Genomic DNA, 13494 nt, shown 5'->3' on the forward strand with positions numbered 1-13494 from the left:
CATGGTTCCTGGAGGACCGTCCAAATGCGAGGGCGATGACCTGGGCAAGTGGCTTCAGCGGCAGCAGAACCCGGGCACCTGGGCGCAGCTGTCCACCGAGCAGCAGCAGCGGCTGTCGAAGCTGGGCGTGCAGCCCGATCAGGCCCCGTCTCCCGCCCCGGCAGCAGAACGTGCGACGAAGAAAGCCCGAGCAAGGCGCAGCAGGCGTTCCAGCGGGGCCTGGCAGCCCTCACGCAGTGGGTCGAGCGGGAAGGCGCCGACCGGCCCGTGCCGAGGGGTCACAGCGAACAGATCACGGTCGACGGCGAGGCGGAGCTGCTGACTGTCAAGTTGGGCGTATGGATTTCGAACACGAAATCCAGGAGGGACCGGCTGGACGCCGACCAGCTCGCCGCCCTCGCGGAGCTCGGCATGGAATGGGCAAGGCCGGTGACGATCCCCCAGGCCGCCCCAAGCCTCTGACCGCTTACAGCACCACACCGGTGAAGACAAATGACGCCCAGCGGTGAAAAACCCGCGAAGTACATCACCTCCGGGAGCACGCCCGAAGGGTGGCGGAGCGAGGCCGGACCGGGGAGAGAGGCGGTGCGGGCGCGGGCGCCGGCCCCGCACCGAGCACCACCAGGACGAGGACGAAGCGGGGCCGCGGACAGTCCCTCACACCCAACCTGAATCCCCACCAGGGAAAACACCACACACGCCACCCGCTTCACTGAGGCTGATCCTTTGGAGTGGACACCCTGACAATGGATCTTGATGGTCCAGGGAGGGATGTCCAGGTGGGACGCAGGTCTCCGTATCCGGAGGAGTTCAGGAAGGACGCGGTCGCGCTCTACCGTGCCGCCGCCGGGAAGAGGACCTACGCGGCGGTGGCCGCGGATCTCGGCATCACCTCGGAGTCGCTGCGGACGTGGGTGCGCAAGGACGAGGCCCAGGCCGTGCCCGGACGCCGTGACACGGGTGGCGAGGCGGAGGAGCTGGCCCGGCTGCGGGCGGAGAACGCCCGGCTGCTGAAGGCCGAGAAAGAGTGACACCTCGAGCGCGAGATCCTTCGCCGGGCGGCCGCGTATTTCGCTCGGGAGGTGACGTGAGCCATCGCCGCTGGCACTTCATCTCCGACAACCGCGCCGACTTCGGCGTCAAGCGGATCTGCCGGGTGCTCGGGGTGTCCCGCGCCGGCTTCTACCGCCATCTGGCCACCAGGCAGGCCCGCGCCGAGCGCCAGGCAGAGGAGTGCCCGGGCTCATCAGCCCCGCAGGGCTCGCGGAGCTAGGCCATGAAGCACGGAAGCTGGAGGCCGACGCGGTGCGGCGGGACTTCCGCATGCCGGGCACGGCGGACAGCCCTCGGCACATGACCACGCTGGGCGGACACCAGATCGCCCGTGCTTCACCAGTGATCACGAGCCTCTACGCGAACCGGGATCTGCTGCGGCTGCTCTCTCGCTTCTGGGCCAGGGGGTTGTCGCCGTGCACGACCCGGTCGAGCGGCACGTCCTGAACGTCCTGCACCAGCCCGGGGACACCCACGGCGCGCATACCGACGACTACCCGCTCGCCCTGGTCCTCTTCCTGGAAGCCCCATCGCACCCCACGGACGGCGGACTGCTGGAGTTCCACCCTGGCCGCGGCGACCTCGGCGCCCTTGACACGCCCGGTGCCCGGCGCGTGCACCACCGGCCGGCCGACGGATACCTCCTGCGCAGCGATGTCACCGCCCACCGCGTCACCCCGCTCGAGCGTCCGGGGCTGCGGCGTACCGTGCTCAACTTCGCGTACACCGCACCCGGTCGCCAAGGGGCCACCACCTCGACCGCCGCCCTCCTCTACGACTGAGACCCGCGGGCCGGTCACGGGCGGGCGCAGCCCCGGGAAGACCGGCGCGCCGGGCCTCGGGCCCATCGCGCACGGTCGGGGGCCAACTGTGATGCGGACGCGGGCTCTATGGCGCAAGGGGCATCACTCATTCGGGGGCGAGGAGACGTTTTTGCTCTGTTCCGGGCGGTGCGCGGGGCGGGACACGTTGCCGGTGCCCCCTTGCTACCGGGGCCCGTATCCCACCCGGAGGTGTCCGTCCGTGGTCCTCGTCATCGTCGTCGCCGTACTGGCCCTGCTCGCCGGCCTCGCCGCCAACCGCTGGCTCCGGCCCCGCCTCATCACCGAGGACGACGACACGGGCATGGCGGTGAAGGACCTGGTCGGCCCGCTGCTGACGCTGACCGTGCTTCTGCTCGCGTTCGTCCTGGTCACCGCCAACGGCTCGTACGGCAAGGCCGAGGTCGCCTCGCGCGGCGAGGCCAGGGCCGTCGACCAGCTCGTCGAGGCCGCCGAGTACGCCCCCGAGGCGCAGCGGGCCGAGATCCAGGCCGATGCCGTCTGCTACGCCCGCGCCGTACGCGAGCAGGAGTGGCCGGCCATGGCCGACGGCAAGGGCTCGGCCGCTCCCAGCGTCTGGTCCACCGACCTGCGCCGGGTCTTTCGCGAGGTGGAGGGCAAGCCGGTCTTCGGCATGCTGGTCGCCGCCGACAACAAGCGCTCCGAGGAGCGCGAGGAGCGCCTCACCCAGGCCACCGCGAGCATCCCCAGCGCGATCCTCTGGTTCCTGCTCGCCACCCTGGTCATCACCGTGATGGCGCTCGGGACGTGCATCCCCCGCCGCAACAACCGCGGGCAGATCATCACCCTCACCGTCATCACCGCGCTCCTGACCACCACCCTGTGCATCATCCGCGACGTCGACCGCCCCTTCGGCGGCATCATCAACGTCCACCCCACCGCCATCACCGAGGTCGAACGCCAGGCCCTGCGCGACTTCACGACGAATCACCCGGCTTCCGACCTGCCCTGTGACGACGAGGGCAACCGCCGGGCGGCCTGACCTCCGCGCAGGCACGGCCTAGGTCCGCGCGCCTTCCAACAGTCCGCCCAGCTGGTCGGGGCGCGGCCACTGGATGCCTGCACGTTTGCTGCGCACGATCCGGTCTGCTTGCCCGAACCTGTAGGAGCACGGACGCGGCACCTACTCCGCCGGGATCCACGACTGAGTCACCACCCGCACCTCTGATGTCAGCCGTCTACGGAACTCCCACCACCCCGTGAACGGCCACCTATTTCCGCCCGACAGCGGGGCCCCACCGTCGCAACCGGCGGTGCCCAGAGTGCTCTGGGCACCGGTCCCTGCCGTGCCCATCCATGTCGACGCGGACTGAACGGAAGCCCTAGCCGGACCGCCTCGACCCGCAAGACCGCTTCGCGGGGCCGGTCACCGGCCGGGCACCGCGGCGAGGATCCGGTCGGCAGCCAAATGCGGGCACCGCAGGGCGTGCCAGGTCACCGACAGCACACCGCCAGCAGCCGACAGCGTCCTGGCCTCAGGATCCCGGTCCGTGGCCTTGCAGTGCGGGCAGAGAACAACCCGCGGACGGTCGATCTCGTGCACGGCCCTCGCCCCCTTCCACCGGGTCGGTCACCACTGATCCGCTCGCCACCGGGAAGGCCGCCGCCGACCCGGCGCCGGCACACCCGGTCCGCCGACTCAGCCCAGAACTATCAAATCCGCAACCGGTCCGCCCGCTTACTAGCAGGTAGGCGACGAAATTCGCTCAGGGATCCTGCCCGGCTGACCCGCATGCTGGCGCCCGGACGGCCCGTTCAACGTGCCCCGGCAGCCGCGAGAGCAGGCTGGGCAGATGGCCGACCAGATGGAGATCGTCATCCACCCCGCCTCGCCCAAGGGCGGGCGCAAGTCATCATCCCCGCGCTCGGTGTGGACGCCGACCTCGGTCGCGCCCACTCCCCCGGCGACGTGTCGGAGTTCCTTCGCCAGGCCTGCCTGGCGGACGTGAGCCTTTCCGAGGACGGACCGATCCGCTGGGAAGGCGGCGGCCCTGAAATCTGGACCGCCCGCGCCTGAGCCACGGCCCCGGGCGGCCTTCCCGCACGGAAGGGCCAAGAGGCCCCGCACCGGACAAGAGACGGGGGGGGAGGGTCCTGGGGAGGGGCTGGACGGGTGGACTCTGCGACACCGGTGATCTTTCCGCCTGTGCGAGAACGAGCACTCTGTCGTGTGACCCGCGACGATCCGGAGGCCGCAGTCAACGCCAGCCTTGGAGAAGGCACCAGCGGGATCATCGACTCTGTCGAGCTCGCGCCCGCCGGCGAATAGGCCCGCACCAGTCCCTGCCCCCACCATTTCGGCGGTGGGGGCGTTTTACTCTGTCTAGGGTCAGACGGGCGGCTGGCCACTGCCCGTGAAGGAGACCTCCCCCCGCTTCCTACTGGGCCCATCGCTGGTGCAGATGAATCCCTCCTTGCCGTCCGGCATTCGCAGGACGGCCGCGCGTGCATTCAACAGCTCCCCCTCGAGCCCGGGATCGTCGGCAGTGAGAGAGCCGAACCACGTCTTCGCCTGAGCGCCGTCGTCGAAGATGGAGATCCGGGCATGGACCGCCCGTTCGGTCCCGTCGATTACCAGTACCGCGTCGCTCTCGAATTGTCTCGGCATGCCGCAAGTGTGCACCCGAAGATCGGCGGCGAGGGCCACCCGCGATAGCCACCACGTAGCAACGGCCGCCAGTAGCATCTTTCCTGATCCTCCGTACCCTGCTTCACCAGCTGGCCGACGTCGCCGACACTGAAGCCCTCCTGCTGCGGCACCGCCGGCTCAACGAGGACCTGTACCGCTGACCAGCACGACCAGAAGCCGGACCATGCCCTCCCGCATCGACGCCAGCGCTGCCCGGCCGCACCTGGCACGATGCCGCGAGATCGCTTCTCACCTGGTCATCCGCACCGGTAAGAAGCGCGGCCAGCCCCCGGCCCTTGCGACCGCCGTGCGTGTGCTGCGCGAGCACGACGAACAGGCCGCAGCGCTGGTGAGCGCACGCGGGGCCGGGGGAACCAGAGCTGGGTGCTTGATCCGTGCCATGTCGGCCAGGAACGCCAGGCGGATAAACATGCCATTCGGGCAGATAGGTGGAGGGCTGCGGCGTCGGAGTGAACGGGCGATGCTGCCACCGACGCTTGGCGCTACAAATGATCTCTGTAGCGGCGGCGACACGCGGGGGGAAACGATTATGCCTCGAGTAGAGGTCTTGCGTGCTTACAGGTTCGCCCTGGACCCCTCCGATGCTGAACGCGCCAAGCTGACTCGCTATGCCGGGGCCTGTCGGTGGGCCTACAACTACGCCCTGGCGAAGAAGACCCAGTCTCACCAGGCTTGGGCCGAGCGTCGGACCGCTTACCTGGCGGCGGGGCTGAGCGAAGCCGAAGCCAAGGCCCGGATCAAGGCCGACGGCGCTGAGCTCACCGATCGCATCAAGGTGTGGGATCACCACCGCAAGAGCCTCATGAACATCGCCACCGGCAAGCAGCCTCTCCCCGCGACGCAGCCGCCGGCCGGGCAGGAAGCACTCGCCTGCCGGCTGGCCGCGGCCCGCACGGAGGCGGCCGGAACCGGCCGCGAACTCCAGCTCCTGGGCGAAGCCCGCACCACGGTGAACGCGCTCAAGGCCGAAGCATTCAGCGCCGGATACCGCACACCGAACGCCACCGACACCTGCGCCCTGTGGCGCATGGAGAGGGACCGGCCCAGGGAAGAGGGTGGCAGCCCCTGGTGGAGCGAGGTCAACGTCTACTGCTTCACCTCCGGCTTTGACCGCGCACAGGTTGCCTGGAAGTGCTGGCAGGACTCGCTCGCCGGGCGCCGCGCCGGCCGGCGCAACGGGTACCCCCGGTTCAAGAAGAAGGGCCGCACGGCAGAATCGTTTTCTCTCTTCCACGACGTGAAGAGGCCGATCATCCGCCTGGACGGCTACTGGCGCCTGGTGATGCCGGGCCTTGGCAGCATCCGCATCCACGACACCGGCAAGCGCCTGGCACGGCTCGTGGCCCACGGCCGGGCCGTCATCCAGTCCGTGACCGTCACCCGCGGCGGCCACCGCTGGTACGCCTCCGTGCTGGCGAAGGTGCTGCAGGATGTTCCCGTGCTGTGGGAGCACGTCGACGACGGCGGCACCCGCGTGCGGCATCTGACCCGCGCCCAGGCCGAGAAGGCCGCCGAAACCGGTGGGCGCATCGAGCAGATCGGCCGCCCGACCGCCCGCCAGCGCGTCGGCGGGCTCGTCGGCGTCGACCTCGGCTCCCGCTACCTGGCCGCCCTGTCCAGCCCCCTCGACCCGTCCGACCCCGCCTCCATCCTCGTCTGCTCGCCGACAGCCTCGCCAAACTGGCGAAAGCACAGCGCACGCTGTCCCGCACTCAACCCGGCTCGCAGCGGCGGGCGAAGGCCGCCGCCCGCGTCGCCCGGGTACACCACCAGATCAAGATGCGACGCGCCTCGTTCCTGCACGGCCTGTCCAAGAAGCTCGCCACCCGGTTCACACATGTGGCGATCGAAGACCTCCGCCTCACCGCGCTCACCGCCTCGGCCAAAGGCAGCCCTGACCAGCCTGGCAAGAACGTCAAGGTCACAGCCCGGTTCAACCGGCACCTCCTGGACGCCGCGCTGGGCAGCCTGCGCAGCAAGCTCGCATACAAAACCGCCTGGTACGGCTCGCAACTCGTCATCCTCGACAAAGCCGAGCCCGTCGCCGGCACCTGCGCGAAGTGCACGGAGCGAAACCCAAGCTCCACCCCTACGCGCAGCAAGTTCCACTGCCCCTCGTGCGGCGCGGTCGTACACCGCCACGAGAACAGCACCGCGAACATCGTGCACGCGGCGCGCAGGCAGCTCACGACGGTCGCCTCCGATAGGGGGGAGACCCTAAACGCTCGCAGAGCCGCTGTAAGTCCTGGTGTCCGTAAGGACACTGGGCAGGGGGCGTTGAAACGAGAAGACACCGGCTGACGCCGGTGCCACCCCCGGGGAGTGATCCCCGGGCGTCCCGCAGATCCGGGGCGATCCGTGTTCTGGGAGATCGGCACCTGCGCCCCATGGTCGGTGTCCGCGTAACGACGGACGGTGCCGTTCGGACTGCAGGGCCAGTGCTCACACGAGGAAGGAAGGCTCAGGGACGGAGCCAAGCAGCCTGGCCGAGGGCACCAACTGGGCAGCGGTGACATGGTCGAACTGGTCCACCGGCGGGGCCAGGATCGGCGCCGTCCACGGCCGGGCCGTCGCCGTACGCCACGACTGGCTGTCCCGGCTCCAGGACGGCTACCTCATCGAGTGCTCGCCCGAGCACCCCCACCTGCGCATCGTCTGCGAAGCGGCCGCCCCGGTGCTGGCGCACGGCACTGTCAACGCGCGGCCCACCGTCGTCGGCACCGTGGCCCCCGTCCAGGTCGAGGCGAGCGCTGCCGTGCTCCAGGCCATCGTGAACGACATCAGCCGCTGATCAATCGCCATGGCCCCCGGACCACGGTCCAACGGTGAGCCGGCGGCAGGCCAGGACGGGGCGGCGGACCAACGGGCATCACGAGCGAGGGCCGGAGGGCCGTCATACGGCGGGCCGTTCGTACGGCGTCCGTCGGCCGCCCCGTGGGGACGGCGAGGACCGAGGCGCTGCGTCTGCCCCGGTCCCGCCGTGCGGGGGTGGGGTCAGGCGAGGGTGATGTTCTCCGCCTGGGGGCCCTTCTGGCCCTGGGTGACGTGGAACGTCACCATCTGGCCCTCCTGGAGCTCACGGAAGCCCGTCGAGTTGATCGCCGAGTAGTGGGCGAAGACGTCCGGGCCGCCGCCGTCCTGGGCGATGAAGCCGAAGCCCTTCTCCGCGTTGAACCACTTCACAGTTCCCGTAGCCATAGCTGATGCCTTCCAGTCGATGAACGCCGCCCACATGAGGTGGGAGGCGGAGGTGATCGCCCTGGTTCCTGCGGCACAGCACAGCAAAAAAGCCCACGCCGAGGGCATGGGCAAAGGGGGGAAGATCCGAACCACGACAGCTAACCGGGACGGTACACGCCCGCACCCGCTGTGACCACAGGAAACGCCTAAAGCCGAACCCCCTCATGGTGCGCGGGGCCCGCCGGTGGTCGGCGGGCGCGCACCGTCTCAGGCCGCGGCGGGCGGAGCGGCCGCTTCGGCGGCGCGGCGGTATTCGGCGTTGATGCGCTGGGCTTCTTCCAGCTGGTCTTCCAGGACGATGATGCGACAGGCGGCCTCGATGGGCGTGCCCTGGTCGACGAGTTCCCGGGCGCGGGCGGCGATGCGCAGCTGGTAGCGGGAGTAGCGGCGGTGGCCGCCCTCGGAGCGCAAGGGGGTGATGAGTCGGGCCTCACCGATGGCACGAAGGAAGTTCTGGGTGGTGCCGAGCATGTCGGCGGCCCGGCCCATTGTGTAGGCGGGGTAGTCGTCGTCGTCGAGACGGCCAAGCATGTCGTCTGCTGTCATCTGCACCTCTCTGTGAACGCGTGGAGGGGCCCGGGTGCTTGTCGGCACCCGGGCCCCGGAGGAACCTCTACACCACGTGCCGGCCCTGGTACTGCGCCGGCCTTCTGTGTCCGCCTGCCCGACCGGAACAATGTCGGGGGTGCGGGGATCGCGGTTGCTTGACCGGAGACCACCTCACTATCGATGTCCTGCGGTACCCGGACTCAAGACTTCCGTCCGGGCGATCCTGATGGTGCTTCATTCCTCCGTTATTCCTCGGTGATCAACTACCTACTGCTGGTACTGCGTACTGCGGGTACTGCTGGTACTGCGTACTGCGGGTGATGCGAACTGCTCAGTGGCCTGTGACAGCGCCACTCTCCGGCAGCCAGCCCCGTTGCCCGTCCTGCGTCTGCTCTGGCTTGGAACCCCACTGCCGAACTTCCCGGTGCGCGCGCCCGCAGCCGACGCCTTCACCAGGGGTGCTACTCACTGACTTCACTGCTGGGTACTGCGCACTGCACTCACGGGCACCGCTTCTGCCATGACAGCGGCCCCGTCCGGCGGCCCCTGATCACTGCGGGCCACCCGGTCCGGCCGCCAGTCCCGTCGCCGTCCTGCAACAACCCTGGCTTCGAAACTCCACCGCCGCACCGTCCTGCGAACTGACTGCAACTGCATGTACTGCTGGTACCGCTTGCCTGGCAGTTCGTGTCTGCCAGGCCCTTCTGTCTCTCTGGGTTACGAGAGAAACCATAACCGCGCCACCACCCAATGTCTACTCCAGCCGATATAGATTTTCGCGCGTTCGATGGTGAGGTAATCGCCCTCGAACAGTGACGGGTTCGGGAGCGGGCCGGGTTGACGAGCCCCGGCCGGGGCACAAGCTCCAGGCAGACAGGACCCGCCATCAACGATCCAAAGGGGTGCCCCGTTGGACACGACGCGCGTCAAAGTGGCCCTCCCCCCGACGACATCCATCGCCGGCGCACGCGACAGCGCCCGAAAGTTCCTCGAAGGTCTCGTACCCGCGCTCGCGTCCGAAGCCGCCGAGACGGTGGTCCTGATCGTCTCGGAGCTCGTCACAACGCCCTGCGCCACGGCGGCGGCACCTGCACCCTGCACCTGACCGCACACCCGGACAGCATCGAGGTAGCCGTGCACGATCCCAGTCCGCAGGTGCCGCGCATACGCACACCCGACCTGAACGGCGGCACCGGAGGATTCGGCTGGCCCATGGTCAACCGCCTCACCCAAACCACCGCCGTCACCCGCCAGGCCACCGGAGGCAAGACCGTCAGCGCATTCCTCGCCCGGTAACGCCACGACACCGGGACATCCAGCACGCGATCTCCCGGCCAGGACCACGCTCCGCCAGAGCGCCTGCCGCGCGGCACGGACCAAAGGCCCGAGGTCGCTGTCGAGCCCCGGAACCGGATCAAGGTGTGGTACCGGTTTGTGCCACTCCGTGGTGACCGAGCCGTTGAAGGACTGCAGGGTCGCGGGTCCCACGGCGCGAAGGCTGGCTCCCCTACGACACCGAAGGACTCTGGGCCACTCTCCTGAGCGGAGATACCGGTGGCGTGGATCAGGCGGAGTTGATGTTCTCCGCCTGGGGCCCTTCTGGCCCTGGGTGACATCAAACGTCACCATCTGGCCCGCCCGAAGGCTTATGAAAGCCCGCCGAGTTGATCGCCGTGGGCCCGCCCCGCGCCGTCCACGTCGTACAGCGCGACGTAGACGGGTCGGTGCAGGCGTCGGGGCCGATCTTCCGAGAGTCGATCAGGTGCTGACGGCGTCGCGCATGGCCGCGCCCATGATTCTGCGAGCAGGGGCTCACATGACGACGCAGAGGAAGTGGCGAGACGGCGTGCACGCACGGACCTCCACCGCGCATCTGGTCGCACACAAAACGCAGGCGCGATGTCCGACCTTCCCTCTACCGTCTGTTCGCATGGACGGACAATCGGCCCCCGGCCCCCACGACGAGAACCAGCGGGTGAGCATCTCGCCCTGGCCGCGGATGAAGCTGGCCCGAGCAACGCAACACCTCACGGATCTCGACGCCCGCATCCGGCTCTGGCTCACCAGCCAGCCGGTCACCATCGAGGCGAAGGTGTCCGACGACCGCCACCGACTGGAACTGCGTCTGCGGGTCCGCACGCCACCGCCTGTGCTGGAGTGGTCCCTGATCCTCGGCGACGGCCTGCATGCCCTGCGCAGTGCCCTCGATGCCTGCGTGTGGGAGCTGGCGCACAGCAACGGCGCGACCCCGCCCCAACCGCGCCAGCTGGGCTTCCCCGTCTGTAGGACACGGTCCGAATGGGGCAGGGCGCGCCAGCGCTACCTGCAGACCGTCCCCGACGTGTTTGCGGATCGCATCGAGATGTACCAGCCGTACCACTCCGACGGTGGCATGCACCCTCTGGCCTGCCTGTCCGATCTGGACAACTGCGACAAGCACCGGTCGAGCATCACGGTGTCAGCCAGAACTGACCAGATCCAACAGAACCTTCAGGTGGCCATGGAACGGGACGCTGGCGGCCCCCCTGAAGTCACCTGGTACTTCGTCGATGTCGAGGACAACGCCCTGGTGGGGGAAATGACCTACACCGAACGGATCGCGACGGTCACCAACAACAACGCGGTAGGGGTCGAGGTCGGCATTGAGACGGAGCAGGGAAGGCAGCCAATCGGCCTGGCCGGCTTCCTGGGGGCGGACGTCGAGAACTCGCTCAACTACATCTTGCACGGCCCCCAGCCAGAGCCGGAACCCGACGGCGGCGAGGACGGGGAGGGTGCCGAATGGGTCCCCATGAACTTCGTCCCCAGCCAGGATGGACGCTCTGTTCGATTCGTTCCCGAACAGGGTTCCTCCACCGCGAGCTGAGCCGCCAGCGGGGATCGCCGCTCGGAGCCGAGGCCGTCGTGCTGCACTTCGCTCAGGCTCCGGTACAGCAGCGTCAGGCCCTGCCCGTGGCCACGGCCGCCCGGAATTCCTGAGTCATCAGGGCCACCGAGCCGCGCTGGACAGGGGCCGGGCCCGGCTCGCCCCACACTTTGTGCAGCGCGGCGCGCATCCGGTCGTTCATGGCGTCGTTGAGGACGGCCTGGTGCTCCTCGGGCACCTCACGGGTGTCCTGGACGACGACCATGGTGCCGTGGCGGGTACCGATCATCCCGATCGTGGTGACCTTCCACCCGAGCTGCCGGGCCGCTTTACGCATCGCAGCCCGGATCAGCTCCACCCCGCCCAGTCCGACGGCCTCCTCGTCATCCAGGTTCACCTGGTACGAGCCGCCGTATCCGCCGGCGCCTTCCGGACAGTTGCGGCGCAAGAGGGGTACGAGTGCTGCGGCCATGGCGGTGCAGCGCGGGTCCTTCGCGTACGAGGCCATCGTCAGCGCCCTTCCGGGCCGGTGAGGTGCGGCCACAGCAGCTTGAGGTCGTGGGTGACCCGCTCGGCCAGGGCGTCGGGGTCGTTGGCCGTCCACTGGTGAGCTGTCCCAAGGGCGTCGGGGGTCTTCGGCCTGGAGCTGCTCTGGCTGGGGAACGGGCCGGATTCCGCGCGGGCGGTGAAAGTCACCGGGCCGGGCGGGCGGGGCAGGAACAGCAGCGGGTGGTGTGGGGTGAAGTCGAAGTGGCCAAGGCGGGCGGCGGGCTCTTCGTCGAAGAGCTGCGGCTCGGTCCACAGGCCGACGGTGACCACGAGCCAGGTGTGCGGGCGGTCCGGATCGTTGCACAGCCGCAGGTCGAACGTGCCGGCCAGGAGGTTCTCCTGCCACTTCCAGACCTTCGCCCGCGGAGCGAGGGCGTCGGCCCCGTCCCGGCGCAGCGGCATCAGGGCGCGCTCGAACGGAGCGATGAGATCGTCGTAGGCCGTCCGCATGGCCAGGCTGCCGGCGTGGTCGAGCGTGTACTCGCGGTCCGGTGCGATCTCCCACTTCAGGCCGTCGGGAAGCTGGGGGGTCAGGTACTCGCGCAGCGGGCCGAGCGCCTGCGGGAGGCCGTCCTTGCCGAGTCGGGCGTGCTGGGCTGCGGGCAGGCGGACCCACCAGGCGTAGTACGGCGTTCCGTCGGGGTAGGTGTCGGTGTCGACGCAGTGTTCGTACCCGCAGCCCAGCGAGGCTGCCAGCTCCGTCATCGTCTCTTTGGTGCGCTCGTCCAGGCCGGGATCCTCGCCCGCGCGCTGCGCTGGGTCCTGGACCTCCAGGCGCCACACCACCCACTCGAAATCGCTCCAGTCCCTCACACGCACGCGCCTTTCGGCTCGGGGGTGGAGCCCTTGCTGTACCCGGCCAACGTCCCGCTCCCCTGCCTTCGGCCTGCTCCGACGGTCCAGTACATCAAGGCCCACCAGGCGGGCGGGAACCTTCGGCGACATGCGGCCCCAACGAGCGATGCACAGGGTCGGCTGAACCCGGCGCACCGGCTCAGCCGGCGTCAGGGTCGTATCCGAGGCTCTCCAGGCGACAGCGGCGTTGGTGTGGCTACGTGCTGGGGCGGTCGGGGTCGGGGAGCTCCGGCGGGAAGTGCCGCTCCAGGATCTCCGCCCAGCGGTGCAGGACGACGAAGCCGGTGGTGTCGGCCTGCGCCTGGACCAGCTCGCTCAGGGCATCGGCGAAGGGCTGTGCGGCAGTGCCGGCGGGCAGCGCGGCGGCGGCCTTCCTGAGCCGCTCGTGGGCGGCGGGGAAGACGCCCCGGGCCCACGCGTCCCGCTCCCGGACCCGCTTGCTTCCCTCCGCCATGTTGATCTGCATGATCGCCAGGGCCGGGCAGTCGGGGGTGTGCCAGGTCTCGCTGACCCCGCCGCCGGTCTTCACGTACATGATGCGGGTGTTGTCGGGGCCCGGCAGGGCGAAGCAGTCGGTGCAGTCGACGCGTTCCGTCTCCGGCTTGTCGGTCATCGCGGAGCTCCCTTCGAGTGGAAGCAGAGCCTGCCATCCCGATCAACGGACGACCAGGGGTTTCCTCCGCCGCCGCGGCCCGCCGGCCCCGGGGCTCGAAGCAGGCCTCTTCCCCTCGGCTATCGCGTAGGGAATCCACCTCATACGGCCGCCCCCGCGAGCGGGTCCTTTGTGAGCGCGCGCCGTCGTGCCTCTGCTCGACGAGGTGCTGTCGGCGAGCACGGTGCGGCCATCGGTAGGGCTCACGCGGGCGAAACGGCGGCGCCGGGTCATGCGC

15 protein-coding genes and 3 pseudogenes are annotated in these 13494 nt (G+C 69.4%); 11 read left to right on the forward strand and 7 right to left on the reverse strand.

What is annotated here, in order from left to right:
- Nucleotide 1: 1 nt before the first annotated feature.
- The 5 genes and pseudogenes from ACIA8N_RS33945 to ACIA8N_RS33965 all read left to right on the forward strand — a co-directional run bounded on the left by ACIA8N_RS33945 (nucleotide 2) and on the right by ACIA8N_RS33965 (nucleotide 2877).
- The gene (locus ACIA8N_RS33945; protein WP_399416869.1) at nucleotides 2-322 is read left to right on the forward strand and encodes a helicase associated domain-containing protein; all 321 of its coding nucleotides are present in this window, start codon (nucleotides 2-4) and stop codon (nucleotides 320-322) included.
- The gene (locus tag ACIA8N_RS33950) at nucleotides 220-462 is read left to right on the forward strand and encodes a helicase associated domain-containing protein (RefSeq protein ID WP_399416877.1); all 243 of its coding nucleotides are present in this window, start codon (nucleotides 220-222) and stop codon (nucleotides 460-462) included. The genes ACIA8N_RS33945 and ACIA8N_RS33950 overlap by 103 nt, the downstream gene beginning before the upstream one ends.
- Nucleotides 463-779: 317 nt before the next feature.
- Nucleotides 780-1234, forward strand: a pseudogene (locus ACIA8N_RS33955) (transposase); the annotation flags it as partial.
- 235 nt (nucleotides 1235-1469) lie between these two features.
- Entirely contained in the window at nucleotides 1470-1835 is a 366-nt protein-coding gene (locus ACIA8N_RS33960) for a hypothetical protein (protein ID WP_365786132.1), read from the forward strand.
- A gap of 241 nt (nucleotides 1836-2076) precedes the next feature.
- On the forward strand, nucleotides 2077-2877 hold the full coding sequence (locus ACIA8N_RS33965) for a hypothetical protein (RefSeq protein WP_365786130.1): 801 nt from the start codon (nucleotides 2077-2079) through the stop codon (nucleotides 2875-2877).
- A 384-nt stretch (nucleotides 2878-3261) separates the two neighbouring features.
- Here the strand turns inward: ACIA8N_RS33965 and ACIA8N_RS33970 are convergent, their stop codons facing one another.
- A complete protein-coding gene (locus ACIA8N_RS33970; RefSeq protein WP_365786128.1) occupies nucleotides 3262-3438 on the reverse strand; it encodes a hypothetical protein in 177 nt (58 codons plus the stop codon).
- A 327-nt stretch (nucleotides 3439-3765) separates the two neighbouring features.
- On the opposite strand from ACIA8N_RS33970, the gene ACIA8N_RS33975 reads away from it, so the two are divergent.
- Entirely contained in the window at nucleotides 3766-3912 is a 147-nt protein-coding gene (locus ACIA8N_RS33975) for a hypothetical protein (RefSeq protein WP_365786126.1), read from the forward strand.
- Between the two features lie 312 nt (nucleotides 3913-4224).
- Here ACIA8N_RS33975 and ACIA8N_RS33980 read toward each other — a convergent pair whose 3' ends face one another.
- The gene (locus tag ACIA8N_RS33980) at nucleotides 4225-4503 is read right to left on the reverse strand and encodes a hypothetical protein (protein ID WP_365786124.1); all 279 of its coding nucleotides are present in this window, start codon (nucleotides 4501-4503) and stop codon (nucleotides 4225-4227) included.
- A 571-nt stretch (nucleotides 4504-5074) separates the two neighbouring features.
- Between ACIA8N_RS33980 and ACIA8N_RS33985 the strand changes: the two are divergent.
- From ACIA8N_RS33985 to ACIA8N_RS33995, 3 genes and pseudogenes are all read left to right on the forward strand, one after another.
- Nucleotides 5075-5203: pseudogene (locus tag ACIA8N_RS33985) on the forward strand (helix-turn-helix domain-containing protein); the annotation flags it as partial.
- 785 nt (nucleotides 5204-5988) lie between these two features.
- Nucleotides 5989-6846 carry an RNA-guided endonuclease TnpB family protein gene (locus tag ACIA8N_RS33990; RefSeq protein WP_399416878.1) on the forward strand — a complete coding sequence of 286 codons (858 nt, stop codon included), beginning with the start codon at nucleotides 5989-5991 and terminating at the stop codon, nucleotides 6844-6846.
- Nucleotides 6847-7054: 208 nt separating this feature from the next.
- Entirely contained in the window at nucleotides 7055-7336 is a 282-nt protein-coding gene (locus tag ACIA8N_RS33995) for a hypothetical protein (protein ID WP_365786122.1), read from the forward strand.
- Between the two features lie 203 nt (nucleotides 7337-7539).
- Here ACIA8N_RS33995 and ACIA8N_RS34000 read toward each other — a convergent pair whose 3' ends face one another.
- Together ACIA8N_RS34000 and ACIA8N_RS34005 are read right to left on the reverse strand one after the other, a co-directional pair.
- Nucleotides 7540-7743, reverse strand: coding sequence for a cold-shock protein (locus ACIA8N_RS34000; protein WP_365786120.1), 204 nt, complete (start codon nucleotides 7741-7743; stop codon nucleotides 7540-7542).
- A gap of 249 nt (nucleotides 7744-7992) precedes the next feature.
- On the reverse strand, nucleotides 7993-8331 hold the full coding sequence (locus ACIA8N_RS34005; RefSeq protein ID WP_365786118.1) for a MerR family transcriptional regulator: 339 nt from the start codon (nucleotides 8329-8331) through the stop codon (nucleotides 7993-7995).
- Between the two features lie 913 nt (nucleotides 8332-9244).
- Here ACIA8N_RS34005 and ACIA8N_RS34010 point away from each other — a divergent pair.
- Both ACIA8N_RS34010 and ACIA8N_RS34015 read left to right on the forward strand, forming a co-directional pair.
- Nucleotides 9245-9630: pseudogene (locus ACIA8N_RS34010) on the forward strand (ATP-binding protein).
- A 634-nt stretch (nucleotides 9631-10264) separates the two neighbouring features.
- Nucleotides 10265-11200 carry a hypothetical protein gene (locus ACIA8N_RS34015; RefSeq protein WP_365786116.1) on the forward strand — a complete coding sequence of 312 codons (936 nt, stop codon included), beginning with the start codon at nucleotides 10265-10267 and terminating at the stop codon, nucleotides 11198-11200.
- 73 nt (nucleotides 11201-11273) lie between these two features.
- On the opposite strand, the gene ACIA8N_RS34020 is transcribed toward ACIA8N_RS34015, so the two are convergent.
- The 3 genes from ACIA8N_RS34020 to ACIA8N_RS34030 all read right to left on the reverse strand — a co-directional run bounded on the left by ACIA8N_RS34020 (nucleotide 11274) and on the right by ACIA8N_RS34030 (nucleotide 13217).
- Nucleotides 11274-11708: a hypothetical protein gene (locus ACIA8N_RS34020; protein WP_365786114.1), complete on the reverse strand. Its 435-nt coding sequence runs from the start codon at nucleotides 11706-11708 to the stop codon at nucleotides 11274-11276.
- A 2-nt stretch (nucleotides 11709-11710) separates the two neighbouring features.
- Nucleotides 11711-12562 (reverse strand): hypothetical protein, encoded by an 852-nt coding sequence (locus tag ACIA8N_RS34025; protein ID WP_365786112.1) that lies wholly within the window; start codon nucleotides 12560-12562, stop codon nucleotides 11711-11713.
- Between the two features lie 238 nt (nucleotides 12563-12800).
- Complete coding sequence (locus tag ACIA8N_RS34030) at nucleotides 12801-13217, reverse strand: hypothetical protein (protein ID WP_365786110.1); 417 nt, start codon at nucleotides 13215-13217, stop codon at nucleotides 12801-12803.
- Between the last annotated feature and the right edge of the window lie 277 nt (nucleotides 13218-13494).

The sequence above is a fragment of the Streptomyces sp. NPDC051822 genome (assembly GCF_044452745.1).
Taxonomy (GTDB): domain Bacteria; phylum Actinomycetota; class Actinomycetes; order Streptomycetales; family Streptomycetaceae; genus Streptomyces.

Excerpts from the sequence above, each read along its gene's own strand:
- ACIA8N_RS34030 (WP_365786110.1), bottom strand. The coding sequence starts at position 13,217 with ATGACCGACAAGCCGGAGACGGAACGCGTCGACTGCACCGACTGCTTC.
- ACIA8N_RS34015 (WP_365786116.1), top strand. The coding sequence starts at position 10,265 with ATGGACGGACAATCGGCCCCCGGCCCCCACGACGAGAACCAGCGGGTG.
- ACIA8N_RS33980 (WP_365786124.1), bottom strand. The coding sequence starts at position 4,503 with ATGCCGAGACAATTCGAGAGCGACGCGGTACTGGTAATCGACGGGACC.
- ACIA8N_RS33945 (WP_399416869.1), top strand. The coding sequence starts at position 2 with ATGGTTCCTGGAGGACCGTCCAAATGCGAGGGCGATGACCTGGGCAAG.
- ACIA8N_RS34000 (WP_365786120.1), bottom strand. The coding sequence starts at position 7,743 with ATGGCTACGGGAACTGTGAAGTGGTTCAACGCGGAGAAGGGCTTCGGC.
- ACIA8N_RS34020 (WP_365786114.1), bottom strand. The coding sequence starts at position 11,708 with ATGGCCTCGTACGCGAAGGACCCGCGCTGCACCGCCATGGCCGCAGCA.
- ACIA8N_RS34005 (WP_365786118.1), bottom strand. The coding sequence starts at position 8,331 with ATGACAGCAGACGACATGCTTGGCCGTCTCGACGACGACGACTACCCC.